Origin of the sequence: Ktedonobacter sp. SOSP1-85 (assembly GCF_016587415.1) — a bacterium.
Classification (GTDB): Bacteria; Chloroflexota; Ktedonobacteria; order Ktedonobacterales; family Ktedonobacteraceae; genus Ktedonobacter.
Genome location: NZ_BNJI01000001.1, coordinates 547,414 through 567,174, shown reverse-complemented (window position 1 = coordinate 567,174; position 19,761 = coordinate 547,414). Strand labels below are relative to the sequence as shown.

Genomic DNA, 19,761 nt, shown 5'->3' with positions numbered 1-19,761 from the left:
CAACGTATAGCACAGTGGTTTAAAGCGAAGAGGGGAGATGTTATGGAAGACCCACAGAAGCGTATATCGTTTATGGGAGCCAACTATGTCGCTCAGCAGGTTGGCTATCATATGACGCAGGGTTGGGGCGAGGGCGATAGCTCCACCAATGCCTATTTTCGGCCCATTGAGACCTTCGCGCAGCGTTTCGAAGCCTTACTACTCGCTATTCGAGGGATGGGCTTTTCGCTGATGGATCTCTGGATGGCCCAGTTAAACTGGTCGTGGGCTACTCCTGAGCATGTCGCCATCGCGCGCGATCTGCTCCAGCGTTATGATGTTCGCGTCGTCAGCCTGGCGGGATACTTTGGCACGACCAGGAGCGAGTTTGAGGCTGCTTGCAGCCTGGCGCGGGACCTGGATGTCTCAATTCTTGGCGGCTCGACTGGTCTGCTGGCCGATGATCGTGCCTTGACGGTTGCCATTCTCAAGCAGTATGGCGTCCGTTTAGGGATCGAGAATCATCCTGCGGAGAAGACTGCTCAGGATATGCTCGACCTCATTGGTGATGGCGGAGATGGCTTTATCGGAACCGCGGTTGATACCGGCTGGTACGCCACTAATGGCTATGATGCCGTACGTGCCATTGAGGAGCTCTATCCTCATCTTGTCTATGTGCATCTCAAAGATGTGCTGGCGCCTGGTGCTCACGACACCTGCCGCTATGGTCAGGGCTGCGTTGATATCCCCAAGTGTGTTGAGACGCTAGAGCGCCTGGGGTATCAGGGGGTCTACAGTATCGAACATGAGCCAGAGCATTTTGACCCGACCGAAGATTGCATCGCCATGCGTGAAATGCTATTGAAGTGGCTCACACAGGCGTAGTTGGCTATGGACTGAACCGGGTAGGCAAAGGGAAGTGCGCCTACCTTTCCTCTCACCCTAAAAAGGAATAAACACTATGGAGAAAAAGCCATTTCGTATTGCCGTCGTTGGTTGTGGAAATATTGCTGGCGCCTATGCCAAAACCCTGGAGCCTTATTCTCATATTCAATTATTGGGTGCGACTGATGTGGATCTCACGCGCGCGGAAGCCTATGTCTCGACCTATGGCGGCCAGGTCTACGCCTCGTTAGATGAGCTGCTGGCGGATGAAGATGTAGACCTGGTAGTCAATTTGACCATTCACCATGCCCATGTCGAAGTGATCCGCAAGTGTCTGCTTGCCGGAAAGCACGTCTATAGCGAGAAGCCCCTGGCGCTGGATGGGCAGGATGCCTGGGAACTGGTCAAGCTGGCTGAGCAGCAGGGCAAACGTCTAAGCTGTGCGCCGATGACGATTCTCGGAGAGGCGCAGCAGACCGCCTGGAAGCTTATTCGCGAAGGAGCCCTGGGAACGGTACGCCTGGCGTATGCCGAGGTTAATTGGGGGCGTATTGAGTCCTGGCACCCGGCGCCGGGTCCCTTCTACGAGGTGGGTGCGCTCTTCGACGTAGGCGTGTATCCACTCACGATCCTGACTTCGATCTTTGGTCCGGCGCGGCAAGTGACCGCTTTTGGCAAGGTACTCTATCCAGATCGGGTGACGAAGGAGAATGTGCCTTTCCATATTAGTACGCCTGACTTTGCGGTGGCGGCCATCGAATTTGCCTCGGGCGCAGTTGCTCGCCTGACGACCAATTTTTATGTTGGCCATCATAGTCCTCAGAAAGGCATCGAGTTCCACGGCGATAAGGGTTCCTGCTTCCTGAATGACTGGCAAAATTTCTCAGGGAAGGTCGAGTTCACCGAGTTTGGGGGTAGCTACCAGCTGGTACCTTATGTGAAAGAGTCATTCCAGGGAACCGAGTGGGCGCGTGGTGTTGTTGAACTGGCTGAGGCTATCGAGGAGGACCGACCTGCGCGCATCACCGGGGCCCAGGCCGCCCATGTCGTCGATATCCTCTGCGCCATTCAAACCTCCTTTGGTGAAGGTCACCCAGTTGCCATCGCTTCGGAGTTTGCGCCTCCTGCTCCCATGGACTGGGCGCGCTAGTTTACATACATAAGAAGGAGATCTGGCGGATGCCAATGTCCAAACGGTGTATTCCCTACACCCCGCGCTCGCGCGAGCTAGCGGATAGCGTTATTGCGCTGGTGAGTACTGCGGGCGTGCACCTGCGCGAGCAAGAACCCTACAATGTGGATGGGGACAACGCCTGGCGCCTTCTTCCCGGCGATGTCAGCGCGAACCAGCTCATGGTGACTCATAGCCACTATAATCATCAGGATGCGAACCAGGATATTAATTGTGTGTTCCCTATTGATCGTTTACGCGAACTGGCTGCTGAGGGGATCATTGGGGGCATCAATGATAAACATCTTGGCTTTATGGGCTATACTCAGAACTTTCGTGACCTGTATGAGCGCGTGGCGCCAGAGATGGCGAAGCTTATTTCTCGCTCAAAGGCCGACGCTGTTGTGCTCACTGCTGGCTGCCCACTCTGTCATCGCGTGGCGGCGGCGTTAGCGCGTGAGATAGAGATGACGGGCCTACCCACCGTCTTTATCAGCGTCGCGCCAGATCAGACGAAGCAGGCTGGTCCTCCACGTGTCCTGGCCCCACAGCATTTTAAGCTTGGCAATAGCCTGGGAGGGCCTGGTCAGCGGGACCTGCAACGCCAGGTTTTGTTGGATGCCCTACGCCGTCTGGAAGCGCGCGAGGAGCCAGGTCGCTTCTGGGAGCTCGAGTACCCCGCATATGATAGCAGTCAGTGGCAGCCTATCAACCTTCAAGAAGGATAAACAGGGTAGTACATAGGCATAAAAAATTTCCAGGGGGCAGGCCTGCCCCTGGAAATTTTTTATGCCTATGTACTACCTTATGAGAGATAGACGTTGGACCAGTCACCGAAGTAGAGTCCGCCACCGTTCAAAACGACGCCATGGAGATTAGCGGGGATGATGCCCGCCAGTGTCTGATGCGAGAGCGGGAGCCAGCCCACATCATCGATAGCGACTCGCTCGGCCTGGGCATAGAGATCCAGGCGCTCCTGGCCTGATTTCTGTTCGGCCTGAGCCACCAGGCTATCGAACTTCGGATTGCTCCAATCGCCATTGTTATTGGCCGAGGTGGAGAGCAGGCTCAGGTCCAGCCATTCATAGGGATCGGGGAAGTAGACCCCCCACTGGGTAAAGCCAAACTGGACCGTGTGTTTCGAAGTCTCGCTATTATACGAGGTCAGTTCCATCGGATTGAGCTTGACCTGCACACCAAGGGCCGACTGCCACATTGCCTGCAAGGCTGTTGCCGCGTCCTGGGGAAACTGTGAACCAGGATACGAAAACGTCACGGGCGGCATCTTACTGACATCTGGGTAGACCGACTGGAGGAGCTGTTTGGCCCTGGTCATGTTATATGAAATGCCGGAATAATCTGGTTGGGCGCCGGGCTGGCCCGGCGGGATGATTGTGCTAGCGGGTGTAACAGAATCTTTAAAGATGTTTGTCGCCAGAAGGTTTTTATTTATAGCCGCGGCAAAGGCCTGGCGAACGGCCGACTTGTTGAAAGGCGCGGTCTTATTGTCAAAGAAGAGCAGATTGCTTTGCAGGATAGGCTTGCGAATGAAACCAGGCAGATTTTTCGCCGTCTCCTGGTCGTGTGGGGTAATGCCCCAGGTAAAGTCGTATTGTTTGGCCTGATACGCTTTATAGGCGGTCTCTGGTTCTTTGACGAAGAACATTTCGACCTTCTTCAACTTTGTTTTTGCCCCATAGTAGTTGGGATTGGGTACCAGGTCCATTTTGACCCCATGTTGCCAGGACTGGACGATGAAGGGACCTGTCCCCGCGCCCTGCCCTGCCACGTGCTGTGCCCAGTCGACCTGCCCATACTTGTCAATCAGCTTCTGATTGAGCGGATAAAAGAGGTTGACGGTCAGTAGTTGGAGGAAATAGGCGGTGGGACGTTCCAGCGTGACCTGGAGCGTCTGGTCATCGAGCGCCTTTACTCCCTCTAGCGTCGTGGTCTTGCCACTATTGACATCTTTGGCGCCGACAATGGCCTCCTCCAGGACTGGCGCGATAGGAGACTTCACCTCGGGTAGCAAGGCTCGTGTCCAGGTATAGACATAGGTCTGCGCAGTAACAGGAGTGCCATCAGAGAAGGTGATACCCTTCTTAAGATGGAAGGTGTAGACCTTGTTATCCTTTGAGATATCCCAGGTGGCCTGGTCTGGTTGAGCGCTCAGGTTCTGATCCGCCTTTACCAGGCCTGTGAAAAGCATGTTGATGGCCAGGTTAGAGTTAGAGTCGGAACCGCTGGCGGGATCAAGCTTGCCAATGTCATTGGTTCCAACGTTGGGGAAGCGCAGGACCTGGTTGTTTGTGGATTGATTGTTCTGCTGTGTGCCTCCGCAGGCTGCTAGGAGGAGGATTGCCAGGCTACTCAAGAGTAAAAAGGGCAACAGGTGTGTGCGCTGTTTCTGTGTATCGTGCATACACAGTCTCACTTTCTATGGTTCAGATATAGAGGGATGAGTCACGCTGGCCCAGGCTATTCTCTCTGCACAAAATACAGTTATCAACTTCGATATTATTTTCATGAACTTGTCAGAAAAGCGTTCCGGGTCGTGTATGACTTCTGGGTAGATGAGGCTATCTCCTCTTTAAGAAGATAGTTCTCTATAATAATACTCTATTGCTTGCTAAAATGGATATATTGGTGGGCTTCTCATTTATGTATCGGCTTGCTACCAGGCTTTCTCCATATCAAACAACTATATGGTAAAAAGTCAGGTCGAATTGTGGGGGCATGTTTTTCTTTAGCTCCGGCTATGATCTTATTCCGAAACCCAACGTCACTGGCGTGCCTGGCGCTTCGCGCTCAGGGTTTTCGGATCAGAAGTATGCAGGAAGTACCAGAAATTCGCAAATGCTTACTGTATCGGCGATTGTCTATGTTATGGTAGATAGGAGAATGGATCTGTACGAATGGAGGCGCTTTGCTGTGAAAAAACGCTTGTGTATTTTATTAGTGCTAGCTGTATGTATATTTCTGGTTGCCTGTGGCGCATCTTCAGGTTCTGCGGCTATGCCCGGTAAGAAAAGCGCGTCGGCGACATCAACCTCTACGCAGAAGCAAATGGGGACAGAGGTAGCGGAGCGTCCTCTCGCGACGCCAACGCCGAAAAAATCAGTTCAACCAACGCCAACACCACAACCTACGCAGGTCCCTACCCAGGGAGGAGCGAATGGTGGGAATACTGGTGGAAGCAGTGGTGGAGGCAATGGCGGTGGTACCCCTCCTGTTTCGAGCACGGATCAGCAGTTAGCGCAGCAGCTCTTCGCGCTGGTGAACCAGGATAGAGCCGCTCAAGGTCTGCCAGCGTTTACCTGGACGCCCACGCTTGTGGTGAGTGCGTCTCGACATACCCAGGTTATGGCAGGAGGGTGTGGGCTTTCGCACCAGTGTCCAGGCGAGAGTAGTCTGGGGACGCGCGAAACGAATGCGGGAGTCAACTGGAATGCCTGTGGCGAAAATATTGGTACAGGTGGTCCTGCCCCTTCCTACAATGCGCAGTGGAGCATGGCCTCAGGCCTTCATCGGAGTATGATGAATGAGACCCCTCCTAATGATGGGCATCGTCGTAATTTGTTGAGCAGCACTTTTCATCGTATTGGGATTAGCATCTTTGTCGATGCACACAATACGCTCTGGTTAACCGAGGATTTCGCGAATTAGCTGTATGAGGACTTTGTTCTCGTTCCTGGAGGAGATGTGTGATGGAAGTGCTGGCTCTCGATTTTTTAAATAGTGATTATCGTGATTATCGTGGAAGCGGTCGTGCAGAGAATCGCTTCCTGCAACTTGCCTGGCGCCAGCAATTTCTGGCGCGCTGGCACTTAGACGTGGATGCAGCAGCTCTAGATGAGAGTATGGTGCGTTCTCTGATCACACTTCGATCACACTTATGGGACTATGCGGCTCGCCTGGCGCGGGGGGAGCCGCTCGCTGTGGCTGATATGACGCAACTACAGCCGTATCTCCAGGCCTCTGCTGCGCGGCGAACTCTCTGTCAGGACCAGGATGGTCATTGGCGAATTGTGTTGGAGCCGTTGCAGAAGGATTGGCTCTGGGTACAGAGTGAGATCGTGACCTCTTTTGTGGAGTTGGTCACAACGCAAGAGACTGCACGCATAAAGATCTGTGAGAACGATGCCTGTGGCTGGATCTTTTTTGACGCAAGCAAGAACCGTAGTCGGCGCTGGTGTGCGGGGTACGCTTGTGGCAATATGATGACGGTACGGCGTTATAGAGCACGCCAGGCGCGTGATAGCCAAGCGATAGTAAGCGAGGATCACTAAAGTTCCTCGCTTACTATCGCTTGTGTTTTGCCTCTGCTGGGTCACGACGTTTTCTTCAGTTTGATATATGCATGCTGTTTGGGATCATAGCGGTAGACGGGATTGCCATCTTCATATTGCAGATCACCGCCTTTGCTTGATAGCCACATCAGAACCTGCGTATTCGGTGGGAGGTTTGTGTTCCATTGCCAGTGCCCCAGGGCCTGTGAACCCGTGACGCCATAGAGCCATATTCCGCCATCATCGTCAATAGTGTTAGGTGAGAGTTTACGACAAGGGACCATGTCATCGTCTTGCTGCCCCTCAAGGGTAAAATCGCAGGCTCGTAGCATCATCTTCTCTACCGTTGTGTGTGGTTCAAGATAGGGATAATTATCCAGGCCCGGCACCTTTTGTGGTTGCATCATTGCCAGCGCCCAGACCCATGAACCAACCTGGACATGCATATCAGTTGCGACAAAGAGGCTCACCGTATCGTTGTTGGTAATCTGGATCTGTAAATTGCAGCCACCGCTGCAATCAACATATCTATTTGCCTCCGCCTGCTGTCTGATGGTTTGTGGCAAGTGAATCAGAGGCGTAGGTGTTGGCTTCACAAACGAGGGTTCACTAATTTTGCGCACAATGCCACCGATGGCGACCAGGGGCGACTGAGGTTGGAGTGGGATGACGGCCCCGACTGTTAAATTCTGACAATTCTGACCAAAGACACGGTTCAACGCTTGTATAGAATTTTTTTGCGCGTCGTTAAAAATTTTTGTTGATTGCCCCATGTTCATTTGATTGGCCAGGATTTCATTACAGGAATCGCCATCTTGAATGGTGTAGGGAATAACTCCCATCTGTGGTGAGACGGCGGGAAACGGAAATGATGTATGAGGTGGTGGAAGGTCCGCATGTGCGCCGGTAATAGTTGAAAAAATTTGTGAAAGACTTAAAAGGCCGCTATTTGCAATAAATAGAGAGCAAGCGAGAAAAGGTAAGAAGCCAACAAAGCATATAACAATTCCAATAATAGTTTTCCACGGTAGCGAACGAACAATAATATCCACGTTCTCTGCCGATGAAGACCTGGGAAGAAATCGGCGGGACATGATATACTCCAATCTTAGCCTTCTATTGTTTATAACTTACATATTCTTATTATAAGAAGTACCGTAAAAGTTATAATGAAAACTATTTAAATATGCAGTTTGTTTTATGATAGGTATTTCATATAGGGATTGGTTTTGTGCGTTGGTTTTTCTTAGCAAGGACGCCTTCTATATCTAATCCCGTGGGTAAGTGCTTTCGGGTAGTATGTGTGATGCATGCCAGCCGATGGCTGGCATGCATCACACATACTACCCAGGCGAGCGCCGCAGGCGCGAGAGCCATGAAGCTTTGCTATTTCGTATAGACGAAACGTTTGCCATGCGTTGGCAGATGGCAGGAGATGTGTGGATGAAAGGTGCGAATGTAGTCAGCAAAGAAGCCTACGCGCCCGGTATTGGCGGCAAACATCTCATAGTGGGTCGGAATGACGCAATCTATGCCAGCGGCAGCAGCCAGGTCTGCGGCCTCGCGTTCATCCATATTCCCTACAAGTTGCTGTTGCTCGCGGAAGTAGTTTCGTCCGTTGATGGGGAGCAGGGCCAGGTCAATTGCATGGGAACGTAAGTGTGCGGCCATGCCATCATAGACAAGCGTATCTCCGGGATGATACAGGCATACGTCATCGAGGTCCAGGACATAGCCCAGGTAGCGATACTGCCCCTCGCTCTCCTCAAAGCCAAAGTTGTAGATTGCGGGAGGGCATTGAATTGCGTGTACAGCGGGAACGGGCCTGAGCCGACAGGTCCCTAACATATGTTCCTCGCCAGGCTGGACACCAAGAATGCGCTCGCTCTCTATCCCCATTTCAGTGAGTTGCCCGATGATAGGACGAGGAACGACGAAGCGGAGTTGTGGCTGACGCTGAGCCAGCTTTTGTAGGACAGGGAGATCCAGGTGGTCCAGGTGCTCATGTGTGCAGAGCACAAAGTCGATCTCTGGCGCGGTCGTGGCGCTAAAAGGAGGAACGACCAGCCGTCCCTCATGCTCTGAGAGGAAGGGGTCAATAAGCATGGTCAACGAAGCACTTTTGATGGCAAAGCCTGCCTGTCCCAGCCACCATAGGGCAATACTTCGGGTTGGTAGTTTTTCTGTGGCGCTTATCTCCTGAGCGCAAGTATGTGGATAGGTTTCCATAAAAAAAGCCTCCTTCTGGGATGCTTCCAACTTCATGGCTGGCAGATAGGTACAGCCCAGGTCTCTAGCATCTGGTGCCGTGTCTCTTGAGGAGAGATACCAGCCATACTAATTATTTTACTTCGAAAAATCCCTAATTGGATATGCATAGTGTAGATGATAAAAGCGGATCTGATCCGCACCGAAATTATTCCCGTAACGCATGGTCTACAGAAGCTTTGTGCCAGGATCTATGATGCTGTGCATATTCGTCGCCACATATTTTTCGTGAATGCTAACATTTGCATTTATGAATAAAGAGCGCTACACTTGAGCCATGATAGCTGACCTTTTTTAGAAAAGAGAGACACAATGCAGCAATGGTTGTTTGTAGATGCGGACGATACGCTCTGGGAGAATAATATCTATTTTGAAGAGGCCATCCATCGTTTTATTGAGTTCCTTGCTCATAGTAGCATGCAGGTGCATGAAGTTCGAGCCGTACTCAACGAGGTCGAGCATACTGCTGGATATGGCTCTAAAAACTTTGCGCGTAGCCTGGTAGAGACCTATCATCGCCTTGTCGAGCGGGAAGTGAGGGGCGAGGACCTGGACTATGTCAAGCGCCTGGGCGAGGAGATTGCGCACCATCCCCTGCAAATTCTAGAGGGTGTTGAAGAGACGCTCAAAGAACTCGCGCAGAAGCATCACCTTGTCCTTCTGACCAAGGGGGAGCGCGAGGAGCAGCAACTGAAGGTTGAGCGCTCTGGCCTGGAGTCTTACTTCCAGCGTATTGTGGTCGTAGAAGAGAAAAACACCCGCACCTATGAACTCTTGACACAGGAGTTTCAATGTCCTCTCGCGGACACCTGGATGATTGGGAACTCTCCTAAATCTGATATTAATCCCGCTTTAGAGGCAGGCCTGAATGCCGTCTTCATTCCTCATGAGCATACCTGGGTTCTTGAGCACCAGGAGCTGCGCGAACCGGGACCAGGCCGGTTGCTGATCCTGGACACCTTTGCCGATCTGCGCGCACTCTTCTAAGATCTTATTCCGAAACCCAACGTCACTGGCGTGCCTAGCGCTTCGCGCTCAGGGTTTCGGATAAGTAGTAAGCAGTTCCAGGCAGAGTCGAACAGCAAAGGAGCCACCAGAGGGAACAAGCTGTATGTATCAGCTAAGCCTCTAGTGGCTCCTTTGCTGTCTGTTCTTTAGAGGCATGCTAATTCTATATCCACCTTTTGAACGCTTTATCATGAAAAATGCTTGACAAGGAAAATAGCAATAAGCTATAATAGATATAGCTAAAAGTTATTATTAACTAGAGGTGAGAGTGCTACGGCAAGGCCGCAATTGCGGCACGTGTTGGCCTCCGTTGAGGCGCGCAAGAAGGTCGTAAGGATTGGCTCAGCCAATGAAATGCGGAGTTTCTTGGGCAAATATGGCTCGTAACTGGCGAGCGAACATGCTATTATATGGGTGTTTGCTGTCTCTTTAAATATGTTCTTTGATATTTATGGTTGTGGCGCGTCTTCACTATTATGATGGAGGATATGCGTATGTACTCGCGCCAGAAGAGAGCTCATTGGTCTTATTGGCTTGGGGCAGGCCTGTTACTTGCCTGCGCCCTGGTGTTCCAATTTGGCACTGGTTCATCGGTTGTCCTGGCAGAGACCAGGGCCACTGCCCATGTTGACCGGGTGGTTCTCAATAGTGATATCAATGCTTCTTCATTGCGCCTCCTTTCGCGGGCCATAGAGAGTGCCTCAAGTGACGGAGCACACGCGCTCGTGGTCGAGGTGGATTCTCCGGGGGCGACCTGGATTCCATGAAGGCGATGACGCAGAAGATCCTTGCCAGCACGGTCCCTGTGGTGGCCTATGTGGCGCCCGCGGGTGGACGAGCGGCTTCAGCGGCGGCGTTTGTCACCCTGTCGGCGCAAATCGCGGCTATGTCTCCTACGACGCGCATCGGCGCAGCCAGCCCGGTGACGAGCACTGGTGGCGATATTGAGAGCACCTTGAAGGCCAAGATTACCAACGATCTTGTCGCCTCGATGACCAGTATTCAGCAACGTTATGGACGCAATGTCTCCCTGGCCGTGCGGATGGTGACCAACGCCAGTTCCTACGATGATGCGACCGCGATTCGCTCCCACATTGTAGACCTGGGCGCCCCCAACCTGAACAGCTTACTGACGAGCATTGATGGGCGGCAGGTGCGTCTAAATAATGGGCAGCAGGTGCGCTTGCAGACGGCGGATGTCGGCATCCAGGATGTGAGCGAGACGCCCGCCGATGTGTTCTACAATTTTCTCCTTGATCCAACGGTCATTTTCTTCCTGTTCCTGGTCGCTATGCTGGGAGTGTACCTGGAGGTATCCCATCCGGGCGCGATTGTGCCTGGTGTGACTGGCGCCATTGCCTTACTCCTCTTCCTGTTTGGAGCAGGCTCACTTGCGCCAAACTGGGCGGGCTTGGCGTTGATGCTTCTGGCCTTTGTGTTGCTTGTGCTGGATGTGCGTCTCCCAACGCATGGTGCGCTGACCATTGGAGCTGTGGTCTCGCTGATTGTGGGCTCGCTGATTTTCTTCAACAGTGGCGGCGCATATAATGCAGCCTACCTCAACCCGTGGATCATTTACGGCGCGGGCGTGGTGGTTGGTTTGATGGGCCTGAGCATCGTCGCGTACGCTGTACGAGTGCGTCGAGCACCGGTACGAAGTGGCCAGGAGGCGATGTATGGCGCGAAGGCTGTGGCCTTAACACCGCTACAGCCTGAGGGACGTGTTAGCTATCAGGGCGAGAATTGGGCTGCACTCCTGGATGTTCCGGATCTGGCGGTAGATAGTGGTACGGAGCTTGAGATTGTCGCAGTGGAAGGGCTGCGTTTGCGCGTTCGCCCCCTGGTAACTCCTGGTGTGGATACTGGTAAGATTGCTCCACCTCTTGAGTAAAGAGGCGATTTCATTCATCTATTCGTTGTTTTGCATATGCATGAATGTCTACAAAGTAGACCGTTGGAATGAGCAGGCTCGTTTCAGCGCGTGCAGGAGGTTTTTTTATGGATGCCTTACTTGGTTTTGGCACATTCTTCATCATCTTCGTTATCATCGTGGTGGTGATCTTAGTGCTCTCTGGCCTGCGTGTGGTGCAGGAGTATGAGCGTGGCGTCGTCTTTGTCCTGGGTAAGTCGACGGGAGCGAAGGGGCCAGGCGTCTTCTGGGTGCCCCCATTCATCTCGCGCATGATTAAGGTCGATCTGCGTATCGTGACCTTAAACGTGCCCGCTCAAGAGGTGATTACGCGTGATAATATCACGATTAAAGTCACAGCGGTTGTCTATTTTTACGTGGTAAATCCTGAGGCTGCGGTCATTCGCGTCTTGAATTTTATCCAGGCAACCACCCAGATTGGGCAAACAACCTTACGTAACGTACTTGGTCAGTCTGAATTGGATGAGTTGCTTGCCCAGCGCAACAAGATCAACCAGGAGCTACAGAGCATTATCGATGAGCATACCGAAAGCTGGGGTGTGAAAGTCACGGCGGTCGAGATTAAGGATATCGAGTTGCCAGCGACGATGCAGCGCGCGATGGCCAAACAGGCCGAGGCTGAGCGCGAAAAGCGCGCGAAGATCATTCACGCCGGTGGCGAGTTGCAAGCCTCTGCACAACTGGCTCAGGCGGCTGGTGTCATCGGTTCGCAGCCCGGTGCCTTGCAGTTGCGCTACCTGCAAACCTTGACGGAGATTGCGGTTGAGAAAAACTCGACCATTATCTTCCCGCTTCCCATGGACCTGATCGAGCCACTGTTGCAAACAGCACGCCGCGATAGTGCCAATGGGCAGGCGAATGTCGAGGTTCCTCGCTATACACCGCCCACGCCCGCCCGTCCGCAGACGCCACCGGCACCAACTCAGCAGCCCCGCCATCCTCAAGAGTAGGTGGCATAGAAAAACGCGAGCAGGGACACACATACACATGCGTGTGCCCCTGCTCGTGCATACGTGAATGCGGCTCCCACTAGATGGCCTAGAGGTGAGGAGAGGAGTTATTCTCTCCCTGTTTCGCGCGGAGGTACTCAGCGCAGGCGCGATAGGTTTCCTCTGAGATGAGTCCCCTCGACATATAGTGGTTAAGCATCACATCTAGCTTTAAAATACTCATCAGGTTGTAGCCATGACGACGCAGGCGCTCAGCGGCACCATGCTCGCGGTCTACGAGGACAATAACATCTTTGACCGCCAGGCCATTTTCTTGCAGTAGGGATGCGGTCTCTACAATGCTACTGCCCTGGGTGACGAGATCGTCGATGATGAGGGCGGTATCACCCTTCGTAAAACGGCCCTCGATGCCTCGGTTCCCGGTTCCTTCTGGGCGAATACGGGCATAGATAAGCGGTGTGTTGTTTTCAAGGGAGTACGCGGTTGCCAGGAGAAGGCCACCAACCGGCACACCTGCCACAACATTAAAGGGATGTACCCGCGAACGGCGTAGTGATTGTGCCAGTTGAATCTCTTGCTGCATCAGTTTGCTGGCAACGCGAAGGGCGGTTGGATGACTGATTAAAACCTTGGGATTGACGAAGACCGGCGAACTGACCGCGGACTCGCTCACGGTAAAGTTGCCAAATTGAACGCCTCCCAGGTCGAAGAGAATCTGTGCCAACCAGAGATTATCCAAAGACTGCTCTTTTGCCACCTTAGCACTGCGGCGCAGTAGCTCTCTTTCAGAAGAGAGATGCACCGCCTCCTTTCTTTGCTCTAAACTCTCTGATGCATATGAAAACAAGCGAACATATGAGAAATGGAACCCTTCTTTTACGCGAAACCTGCATGCTCGCTTGCATCAGATAAGAAGGATGCGCTATTTCAGTATATCATAGTTCCTGAGTTGATAGCTAGGCAGGGGAGAAGGGCTTCTCAAACGTTCACCTTCTGGCCCTTTGGGTTCTATGCAAGGTTGTCGATTATGGTTAGGAGAGAAGGGTAAGTGTGCGCCAGATGCTGCGACCCCCTTTCAGTCTGCTCCTGTACCATATTTACGCAGGGCGAGGGCGAGGGATGGCGAGGAAAAAGCCGCGAAACAATGCTATAATATGCGCATAACATGACGCGATCGCTCTCTGTATACACCTCAGGATGCCATCTGTGTCGAGCATTTAGAAGAGAGACCTTCGTAGCGTGCGTGGAAGCGTAGGAGGTCTCGTTGTTCTCCATATTCAAAGAAATATAATTTAGGTGAGACTACATGCCTATTGTAAGTGTTATTCAATTGGGAAAATCCTTTGGTGCCGAGCGTATCTTCTCTCAGCTCAATTTTCAGATTGATCCCCTGGATCGTATTGGCCTGGTTGGCCCCAATGGCGCGGGAAAATCTACCTTGATGAATATCCTGGCCGGTCTTGAGGAGCCAGATGAAGGGACTGTAGCGGTCGGACGTACTATCCGTATGGGCTATCTCACGCAGATCTCTGCTTTTGACCCAGATAATACACTGCATGCCGAGATGCTGACGGTATTTGCGCAAATTCAGGAGTGGGAGCGCGAACTCAGCGACCTGGCTACCTTGATGGCGGCCCCTGATGCTCAGCAGGATCACGCGCTCTATGAGCGTATGCTCGCTCGCTATGCTGAGCTGCAAACGCGTTTTGAGCATGCTGGCGGGTATACCTACGAGAATCGCGTAGAGCAGGTCCTCGATGGCCTGGGCTTCACACGTGAGCAGCAGCACGCACCATTTAAGCATTTGAGTGGCGGCCAGCAGACGCGAGCCTCGCTAGGTAAGCTTCTGTTGCAGGAGCCAGATGTCTTGCTGCTGGACGAGCCAACCAACCACCTGGACCTGGACGCCCTGGAGTGGTTAGAGACCTATCTCTCTACCTGGAAGGGCGCGATTGTCATCGTGGCCCATGATCGCTACTTCCTGGACAAGATCGTCACGCGTACAATTGAGCTGGCGTTCGGGCGTATTGAGGAATATCCAGGCAACTATACCAAGTACCTGGAGCTGCGCGAGGAGCGTATGGAGCGCCGCCTGCGTGAGTACGAAGCGCAGCAAGCCTACATTGCGCATACAGAAGAGTTCATTCGGCGTTATAAAGCGGGCCAGCGCAGTAAAGAGGCGCGTGGTCGCCAGACCTTGCTGAATCGTATGGAGCGCGTGGAGCGACCGCAAGATTTCCAGACGATGAACTTTAAGTTCTCGCCTGTGGTAGACAGTGGCACAATTGTGTTTTCTACGCGTAAGCTCTTGATCGGCTATGGAGTGCGTGCGCGCCAGGATGTTCCCGCCGCGCAGGAACCGAAGGTGCTTGTGCAGGTGGCCGATGTTGAGTTTATGCGCGGCGACCGTGTTGGCTTGCTTGGTCCCAATGGTTCAGGGAAGACGACCCTCTTGCGCACCTTAACTGGCGAGCTCTCTCCGGTTGGTGGCCAGCTCCAGCTCGGACACAATGTGCGGGTGGGCTATTATTCCCAGACACACGAAGGGCTAAATATGGAGCGGACTATTCTGGACGAGATCCGCCAGGTGAGTGCCTTGAGCGAGGAGGGCGCGCGCACCTTCCTGGGACGTTTCCTCTTTTCAAATGATGATGTCTTCAAGCAGATCGGCTCCTTGAGCGGCGGTGAGCGCAGTCGCGTTGCCCTGGCCAAATTAACCCTCCAAGGTTCCAACTTCTTGATCCTTGACGAGCCAACCAACCACCTGGATCTGCAATCGCGACAATTTCTCGAAGAGGTGCTCAGCGACTACGATGGAACCCTGCTGTTTGTTTCGCACGACCGCTACTTTGTAGATCGCCTGGCGACAAAAATCTGGTCCATTGAACAAGGGGTCCTGATTCCCTACATGGGCAATTACACGGAGTACCGCACCTTCAAGCGGCCCCTGGTCCTTGATGTGCCCCAGCCACTGCTGGCGCCAGCCGTAAACAAGCAAGTGACAGAGCCAGAGCCAAAAAGCGCGAGCCCGGCTCGGCCTGCTGGCAAGAAGGGGAAAGGGAAGGTCAAGACTCGCACCATCGAGGATGTCGAGAAAGACATCGAGAAGGCGGAGACGCGGGTAAAGTCTCTGGAAGAAGAACTGTCCGAAGCAGCATTACAGGCAGATGCGGCACGACTTACTACGTTAAATGAAGCCTACGAACAGGCGAAAACGCAGGTGGAGGAGCTCTTAGCCGAGTGGGAGCAGCTGGCCGATGTTGCCAGTTAAGAATAGTTTGTCTGTAATAAAAAGCGCGGTGCTGAGCACCGCGCTTTTTATTACAGACAAACTATTCTTTGCCGCGTTTGCGTAGGCGATTGATCAGTCCCGCGATATAGCCGATGATGGCGAGGAAGAGGGCTAGCGTGCTTAGGATGGGCAAAGCAATCGCGAAGAAAATGGTTGGCTCAAGCAGCGAGGGATGCGTCTTAAATAAACTGATGAGGCGTGTCTCGCCGAATTTATAGGCTCCTCCCACAATGGCGAAGCCTACGAGGCTGAAGAGCAGCGTCGTGAACACGCTCTTAAGGCCATGGCGGAAGGCGCCAAGGAAGGCATGCACACATAAGAGTCCTAGACCAATACTGGCGATAAGCAGGCCAAGAGGCGCTGGAAGCTTTGGAACGAGAAGGAGAGCCAGCCCACCAATGGCGAGAAGTGTGCCCAGGAATTGCAGAGCGAGACTCCCCAGGAATCTTCCAGGGGGGAGGTGGTCGCGGCCTCTTTGCTCAGAGGCGTCATGGGACTTTTGCCGTTAGAGCTCTGGGCTGAGGCCAGGCTGGCCATGATATTGGTTTTGATCCCATAGGTCTCAGGATTATTGGGGTTGAGTTCCAGGGAGCGTTCTATGGCGACCAGGGCTGCCTGGTACTGACCACTGTTATTGAGCAGGACGGCACGCATGCTCCAACCAAGCGCGTTATTGGCATCAACCTGGATTAACTGGTCGACGGCCGTGAAGGCCTCGCGGGTGCGACCCAGCGAGCCGAGCAGTTGGCATTTGAGCGTCAGGGCTTCAACATTTGTTGGCTGCACCTGCAAGGCTTGTTCAAGTAGTTGCAGCGCGTAGGGTTGATTATTTTGTTGCAGTTGTTGTTGGGCCTGCGCTACTAACTGCGCGCTCTGTTGCTCTTTTTGCGCATTGGCATTGAGCTGCTGAGGAGGACCAGGAGGGGGAGCAACCTGGGTCGCAGTCGCAGTGCCAAAGTTGCCGGTAGTGGTATGCAGGGGTTGGTGCGCAGGTGATGAGCCTGCGGTGGCACGAACAGGCTCCACGGCTTGAGAGGTTGATTCTCCTGACAGTAGGAAGGGGGCCTGGAGTTGACCAATCGCGGTGATTTTATGCTGCTCATCCAGGTTTTGTGCCAGGACGCTCTGGAGCTGTTGGAAGGTAATATTCCCGCTCTGGGGATCTCTGGCGGGGCCGCAGAGGCCCGCAATCATGCGGTGAGCGAAAATGCCCAGGCCTTGTTCTCCGCGCTCCTCACCAAACTCATTGCCGCGACAGGAGAAGGTAAGCAGGTGTTTAGTTGGTTGCAGGCTGCCGGAGAGGGTGCGCCCAAGCAGGGGCGTAAAATCGAAGGGTGAGGTCCGGCGCATACTCCAGAGCTGCCCAGTCTGATAGCAGTCGAAGACGAACACAAGCTGTGAGGCGCGACTTTGGGGTAAAATCTGGCGTATCAGGGTCCCCAGGTGGAGTGCAGTCTGTGTATTCTGCATCTGTGTGTTTGCCAGGGCCAGGTAGCCATCACCGGTTCGCTCATCCACGAAGGCCTGCCCGGCAAAATAGAGCAAGACCTGGTCGCCGGGTGCCGCAAGCTGTGTACACATTTGTGACACGAGTGATTTAAATAATTCATGCGTAACATGCTGACCTTGGATCAACTGCACATCACCGGGTGACCACTTTCCACCCTGATTATTCACAAGCCACTGTGCAAGCGCGCGTGCGTCGTTCTCCGCGTAGCGCAACGGTCGAAAAGCGGGATCTTGAAACGTATTTATGCCAGCAATGAGGCCCAACCGCCTACTCATCTGAACTCCTTGATTATCCTGTGTATTTGGTCTGGCTATTGGGTTATTGTACGATATGAATTATGGAGAATGTAAGAAACAAGCAATAACAAGTACTTTTGGGAGAGCGTCTGCGTCGGAGCGCTACAGAAGGCGCGGCGTTCATCGATGAGGGCGTATGCGTGTCTGCTATCGACGGGCGCTGCTCTCGCGTGCTTTGCTCTTGTCTTATGTCTATCTTAACATGCCGAAAGGGAGATCTGTACTAGGTATTGACAACGTGTACGAAAGTGAGCTAAAATCATTACATGTACTCAGTAGCACAGTTTGCCAAGCAGGTGGGCGTCAGCGTGAAAACCTTGCAGCGCTGGGATCGGGAAGGCCGTCTCAAAGCGAAACGAACCCTTTCTGGGCGGCGCTACTATGATGAGGCCGATCTGGCTACGGCGCTCAACCTTCCTCAACGGCCAGCCATCCGCCGAACGGTGGCCTATTGCCGGGTGTCGAGCCCTGCTCAACGGCCGGATTTACAGAACCAACGGGCCGCCTTAGAGCGTTACGCCGTTTCCAAGCCACTGGTGGTGGATGAGTGGATCATGGAAATCGGGGGCGGCCTCAATTTTGAGCGCAAACAGTTTCTCAGGCTTGTAGACGCCATTGTCGAGGGAGAGGTTTCGTGCCTGCTCATCGCCCATGAGGATCGGCTGGCTCGCTTTGGCTTTGCTCTGCTCAAGCATCTGTGCGAGACTCACCACACGGAATTGGTCGTGATGAACACCGAGACGCTCTCGCCCGAACAAGAGGTAGTGCAGGACTTGATGAGTATTGTCCACGGTTTTAGCTCACGCTTGTATGGCCTCAGGACGTACCGCAAAGCCTTAGAGGAAGCGCTCAAGGATGAAAACCGCGCACAAGATCCGGATGAATCCCACCCCTGAACAGGTGGAGTATCTCAAACGAGCCTGTGGCACCAGACGTTTTATCTACAACTGGGGACGGGAACAATGGGAGAAGCAGTATCAGGCGTATAAAGCTGAGCAGGAAAGCGTTCCCGAAGAGCAGCGCGTGCTCACGCCTCCCAATGCGTTCGCGCTCAAAAAACAGTTCCACCAGATTCGGGAACAAGACTATCCTTGGACCTACCAGGTCACCAAATGTGTCGTAGAGGGAGCCTTCGACGACCTCAAGAAAGCGTATGACAACTTCTTTGCAGGCCGAGCGAACTACCCGCAGTACAAGAAAAAGGGGAAGTCGCACGAGTCGTTCTATCTCTCCAACGATAAATTCACCTTGGGAAGCCATTGGATCTCGATCCCCGGGCTTGGTCGCTTCATCCTCGATCAACGCCAAACGAAGAAGGACCGAGGCAAGCTGCTGCGCAAGCTTGGAACGGTCAATCTGGCAGAAAAGCTGCGCTTTGTCGAAAAGGGGAAGGCAAGCGTTCCCACGAAGAAACGCAACCAGCGCAAGCAGGTCGTGTGCGAACGAGTCAAGATTCTGGGGGGAACCGTCAGCTGTGAAGCAGGCCACTGGTACGTCTCCATTCAAGTAGACATCACACGGGAGCGTCCCAAAGCTCCCGAACCAGTGGTGGGGGTGGATGTGGGCTTGAAGCAAGCTGCTGTGGTGAGCGATGGACGCAGGCTTGAGAACCAAAGGCCATTAGCGCTCCATCTCAAGAAACTCGGCAAGCTGCAACGCAAGCTGTCAAAGAAACAGAAGACGAAAGACCTTCAAACCAAGCGAACCGTCTTCAGCAAGCAGTATGAGAAGCAACGACTCAAGGTAGCGCGCAAGCATCAGCAGATCGCCAACATCCGGCGGGATGTCCAGCACAAGTTCACGACCGAACTGGCGCGAACCTGCGGGGCCATCGGCATCGAAGACCTCAACATCCTGGGGATGATGGCCAACCGGAAGCTCTCGCGTGCCGTGGCCGATGCCGCGATGGGGCAACTGTTGCAGTTTTTGAAGACCAAAGTGGCCAACGCCGGGGGCGATCTCTTCATCGCCTCGCGCTGGTTTGCTTCGACCAAACGCTGTTCGTGCTGTGGGCAGGTCAAAAAGCGCATGCCGCTCAAACACCGCACCTATCAGTGCCTGGCCTGTGGGCTGGTCATCGATCGGGATCTCAATGCCGCCTTAAATTTGCTGTGGTTCGCAACACAACAGCTTCGCCAGCTTCACGCGTAATGCTGGCCGTCCTGGAGAGTGGCTACCGCCGG

18 protein-coding genes are annotated in these 19,761 nt (G+C 53.4%); 12 read left to right on the top strand and 6 right to left on the bottom strand.

The features are described 5' to 3' along the window. The first annotated feature begins 42 nt into the window (after positions 1 to 42). The 3 genes from KTE_RS02720 (at position 43) to KTE_RS02710 (ending at position 2,763) form a co-directional block, all read left to right on the top strand. A complete protein-coding gene (locus KTE_RS02720; RefSeq protein WP_201378243.1) occupies positions 43 to 864 on the top strand; it encodes a sugar phosphate isomerase/epimerase in 822 nt (273 codons plus the stop codon). 76 nt (positions 865 to 940) lie between these two features. Continuing rightward, entirely contained in the window at positions 941 to 2,014 is a 1,074-nt protein-coding gene (locus KTE_RS02715; RefSeq protein WP_201378241.1) for a Gfo/Idh/MocA family protein, read from the top strand. Between the two features lie 29 nt (positions 2,015 to 2,043). Further along, positions 2,044 to 2,763, top strand: a complete 720-nt coding sequence (locus tag KTE_RS02710) for a glycine/sarcosine/betaine reductase selenoprotein B family protein (protein ID WP_201378239.1) — start codon at positions 2,044 to 2,046, stop codon at positions 2,761 to 2,763. Between the two features lie 77 nt (positions 2,764 to 2,840). Here the strand turns inward: KTE_RS02710 and KTE_RS02705 are convergent, their stop codons facing one another. Continuing rightward, a complete protein-coding gene (locus tag KTE_RS02705) occupies positions 2,841 to 4,457 on the bottom strand; it encodes a peptide ABC transporter substrate-binding protein (RefSeq protein ID WP_201378237.1) in 1,617 nt (538 codons plus the stop codon). Between the two features lie 593 nt (positions 4,458 to 5,050). Here KTE_RS02705 and KTE_RS02700 point away from each other — a divergent pair. Both KTE_RS02700 and KTE_RS02695 read left to right on the top strand, forming a co-directional pair. Continuing rightward, the gene (locus tag KTE_RS02700; protein ID WP_201378235.1) at positions 5,051 to 5,701 is read left to right on the top strand and encodes a CAP domain-containing protein; all 651 of its coding nucleotides are present in this window, start codon (positions 5,051 to 5,053) and stop codon (positions 5,699 to 5,701) included. A 41-nt stretch (positions 5,702 to 5,742) separates the two neighbouring features. Beyond that, positions 5,743 to 6,324 (top strand): CGNR zinc finger domain-containing protein, encoded by a 582-nt coding sequence (locus KTE_RS02695; RefSeq protein WP_201378233.1) that lies wholly within the window; start codon positions 5,743 to 5,745, stop codon positions 6,322 to 6,324. 41 nt (positions 6,325 to 6,365) lie between these two features. Here KTE_RS02695 and KTE_RS02690 read toward each other — a convergent pair whose 3' ends face one another. Continuing rightward, positions 6,366 to 7,097 carry a hypothetical protein gene (locus KTE_RS02690; protein ID WP_201378231.1) on the bottom strand — a complete coding sequence of 244 codons (732 nt, stop codon included), beginning with the start codon at positions 7,095 to 7,097 and terminating at the stop codon, positions 6,366 to 6,368. 613 nt (positions 7,098 to 7,710) lie between these two features. Then, positions 7,711 to 8,553, bottom strand: coding sequence for an MBL fold metallo-hydrolase (locus KTE_RS02685; protein WP_201378229.1), 843 nt, complete (start codon positions 8,551 to 8,553; stop codon positions 7,711 to 7,713). Positions 8,554 to 8,904: 351 nt separating this feature from the next. Between KTE_RS02685 and KTE_RS02680 the strand changes: the two genes are divergently transcribed. The 4 genes from KTE_RS02680 to KTE_RS02665 all read left to right on the top strand — a co-directional run bounded on the left by KTE_RS02680 (position 8,905) and on the right by KTE_RS02665 (position 12,480). Next, positions 8,905 to 9,579: an HAD family hydrolase gene (locus KTE_RS02680; protein ID WP_201378227.1), complete on the top strand. Its 675-nt coding sequence runs from the start codon at positions 8,905 to 8,907 to the stop codon at positions 9,577 to 9,579. Positions 9,580 to 10,094: 515 nt separating this feature from the next. After that, the gene (locus tag KTE_RS02675; RefSeq protein ID WP_201378225.1) at positions 10,095 to 10,367 is read left to right on the top strand and encodes a hypothetical protein; all 273 of its coding nucleotides are present in this window, start codon (positions 10,095 to 10,097) and stop codon (positions 10,365 to 10,367) included. 5 nt (positions 10,368 to 10,372) lie between these two features. After that, positions 10,373 to 11,491, top strand: a complete 1,119-nt coding sequence (locus tag KTE_RS02670) for a nodulation protein NfeD (RefSeq protein ID WP_201378222.1) — start codon at positions 10,373 to 10,375, stop codon at positions 11,489 to 11,491. A gap of 107 nt (positions 11,492 to 11,598) precedes the next feature. Next, complete coding sequence (locus KTE_RS02665; protein ID WP_201378220.1) at positions 11,599 to 12,480, top strand: slipin family protein; 882 nt, start codon at positions 11,599 to 11,601, stop codon at positions 12,478 to 12,480. Between the two features lie 88 nt (positions 12,481 to 12,568). On the opposite strand, the gene KTE_RS02660 is transcribed toward KTE_RS02665, so the two are convergent. Then, entirely contained in the window at positions 12,569 to 13,219 is a 651-nt protein-coding gene (locus KTE_RS02660) for an orotate phosphoribosyltransferase (protein ID WP_236038093.1), read from the bottom strand. A gap of 567 nt (positions 13,220 to 13,786) precedes the next feature. On the opposite strand from KTE_RS02660, the gene KTE_RS02655 reads away from it, so the two are divergent. After that, entirely contained in the window at positions 13,787 to 15,751 is a 1,965-nt protein-coding gene (locus KTE_RS02655; RefSeq protein ID WP_201378218.1) for an ABC-F family ATP-binding cassette domain-containing protein, read from the top strand. A gap of 61 nt (positions 15,752 to 15,812) precedes the next feature. On the opposite strand, the gene KTE_RS02650 is transcribed toward KTE_RS02655, so the two are convergent. Beyond that, positions 15,813 to 16,085 (bottom strand): hypothetical protein, encoded by a 273-nt coding sequence (locus KTE_RS02650; RefSeq protein ID WP_201378216.1) that lies wholly within the window; start codon positions 16,083 to 16,085, stop codon positions 15,813 to 15,815. Positions 16,086 to 16,096: 11 nt separating this feature from the next. Next, positions 16,097 to 17,557, bottom strand: coding sequence for a tetratricopeptide repeat protein (locus KTE_RS02645; protein ID WP_201378214.1), 1,461 nt, complete (start codon positions 17,555 to 17,557; stop codon positions 16,097 to 16,099). Between the two features lie 287 nt (positions 17,558 to 17,844). Between KTE_RS02645 and KTE_RS02640 the strand changes: the two genes are divergently transcribed. Together KTE_RS02640 and KTE_RS02635 are read left to right on the top strand one after the other, a co-directional pair. Next, the gene (locus tag KTE_RS02640) at positions 17,845 to 18,474 is read left to right on the top strand and encodes an IS607 family transposase (RefSeq protein WP_201378212.1); all 630 of its coding nucleotides are present in this window, start codon (positions 17,845 to 17,847) and stop codon (positions 18,472 to 18,474) included. Further along, the gene (locus KTE_RS02635; protein WP_201378210.1) at positions 18,434 to 19,729 is read left to right on the top strand and encodes an RNA-guided endonuclease TnpB family protein; all 1,296 of its coding nucleotides are present in this window, start codon (positions 18,434 to 18,436) and stop codon (positions 19,727 to 19,729) included. Before KTE_RS02640 ends, KTE_RS02635 begins: the two co-directional genes overlap by 41 nt. The last annotated feature ends 32 nt before the right edge of the window (positions 19,730 to 19,761 follow it).

Coding starts and splice junctions, on each gene's coding strand:
- KTE_RS02720 (WP_201378243.1), top strand. CDS start 43: ATGGAAGACCCACAGAAGCGTATATCGTTTATGGGAGCCAACTATGTC.
- KTE_RS02715 (WP_201378241.1), top strand. CDS start 941: ATGGAGAAAAAGCCATTTCGTATTGCCGTCGTTGGTTGTGGAAATATT.
- KTE_RS02710 (WP_201378239.1), top strand. CDS start 2,044: ATGCCAATGTCCAAACGGTGTATTCCCTACACCCCGCGCTCGCGCGAG.
- KTE_RS02705 (WP_201378237.1), bottom strand. CDS start 4,457: ATGCACGATACACAGAAACAGCGCACACACCTGTTGCCCTTTTTACTC.
- KTE_RS02700 (WP_201378235.1), top strand. CDS start 5,051: ATGCCCGGTAAGAAAAGCGCGTCGGCGACATCAACCTCTACGCAGAAG.
- KTE_RS02695 (WP_201378233.1), top strand. CDS start 5,743: ATGGAAGTGCTGGCTCTCGATTTTTTAAATAGTGATTATCGTGATTAT.
- KTE_RS02690 (WP_201378231.1), bottom strand. CDS start 7,097: ATGGGGCAATCAACAAAAATTTTTAACGACGCGCAAAAAAATTCTATA.
- KTE_RS02685 (WP_201378229.1), bottom strand. CDS start 8,553: ATGGAAACCTATCCACATACTTGCGCTCAGGAGATAAGCGCCACAGAA.
- KTE_RS02680 (WP_201378227.1), top strand. CDS start 8,905: ATGCAGCAATGGTTGTTTGTAGATGCGGACGATACGCTCTGGGAGAAT.
- KTE_RS02675 (WP_201378225.1), top strand. CDS start 10,095: ATGTACTCGCGCCAGAAGAGAGCTCATTGGTCTTATTGGCTTGGGGCA.
- KTE_RS02670 (WP_201378222.1), top strand. CDS start 10,373: ATGACGCAGAAGATCCTTGCCAGCACGGTCCCTGTGGTGGCCTATGTG.
- KTE_RS02665 (WP_201378220.1), top strand. CDS start 11,599: ATGGATGCCTTACTTGGTTTTGGCACATTCTTCATCATCTTCGTTATC.
- KTE_RS02655 (WP_201378218.1), top strand. CDS start 13,787: ATGCCTATTGTAAGTGTTATTCAATTGGGAAAATCCTTTGGTGCCGAG.
- KTE_RS02645 (WP_201378214.1), bottom strand. CDS start 17,557: ATGAGTAGGCGGTTGGGCCTCATTGCTGGCATAAATACGTTTCAAGAT.
- KTE_RS02640 (WP_201378212.1), top strand. CDS start 17,845: ATGTACTCAGTAGCACAGTTTGCCAAGCAGGTGGGCGTCAGCGTGAAA.
- KTE_RS02635 (WP_201378210.1), top strand. CDS start 18,434: ATGAAAACCGCGCACAAGATCCGGATGAATCCCACCCCTGAACAGGTG.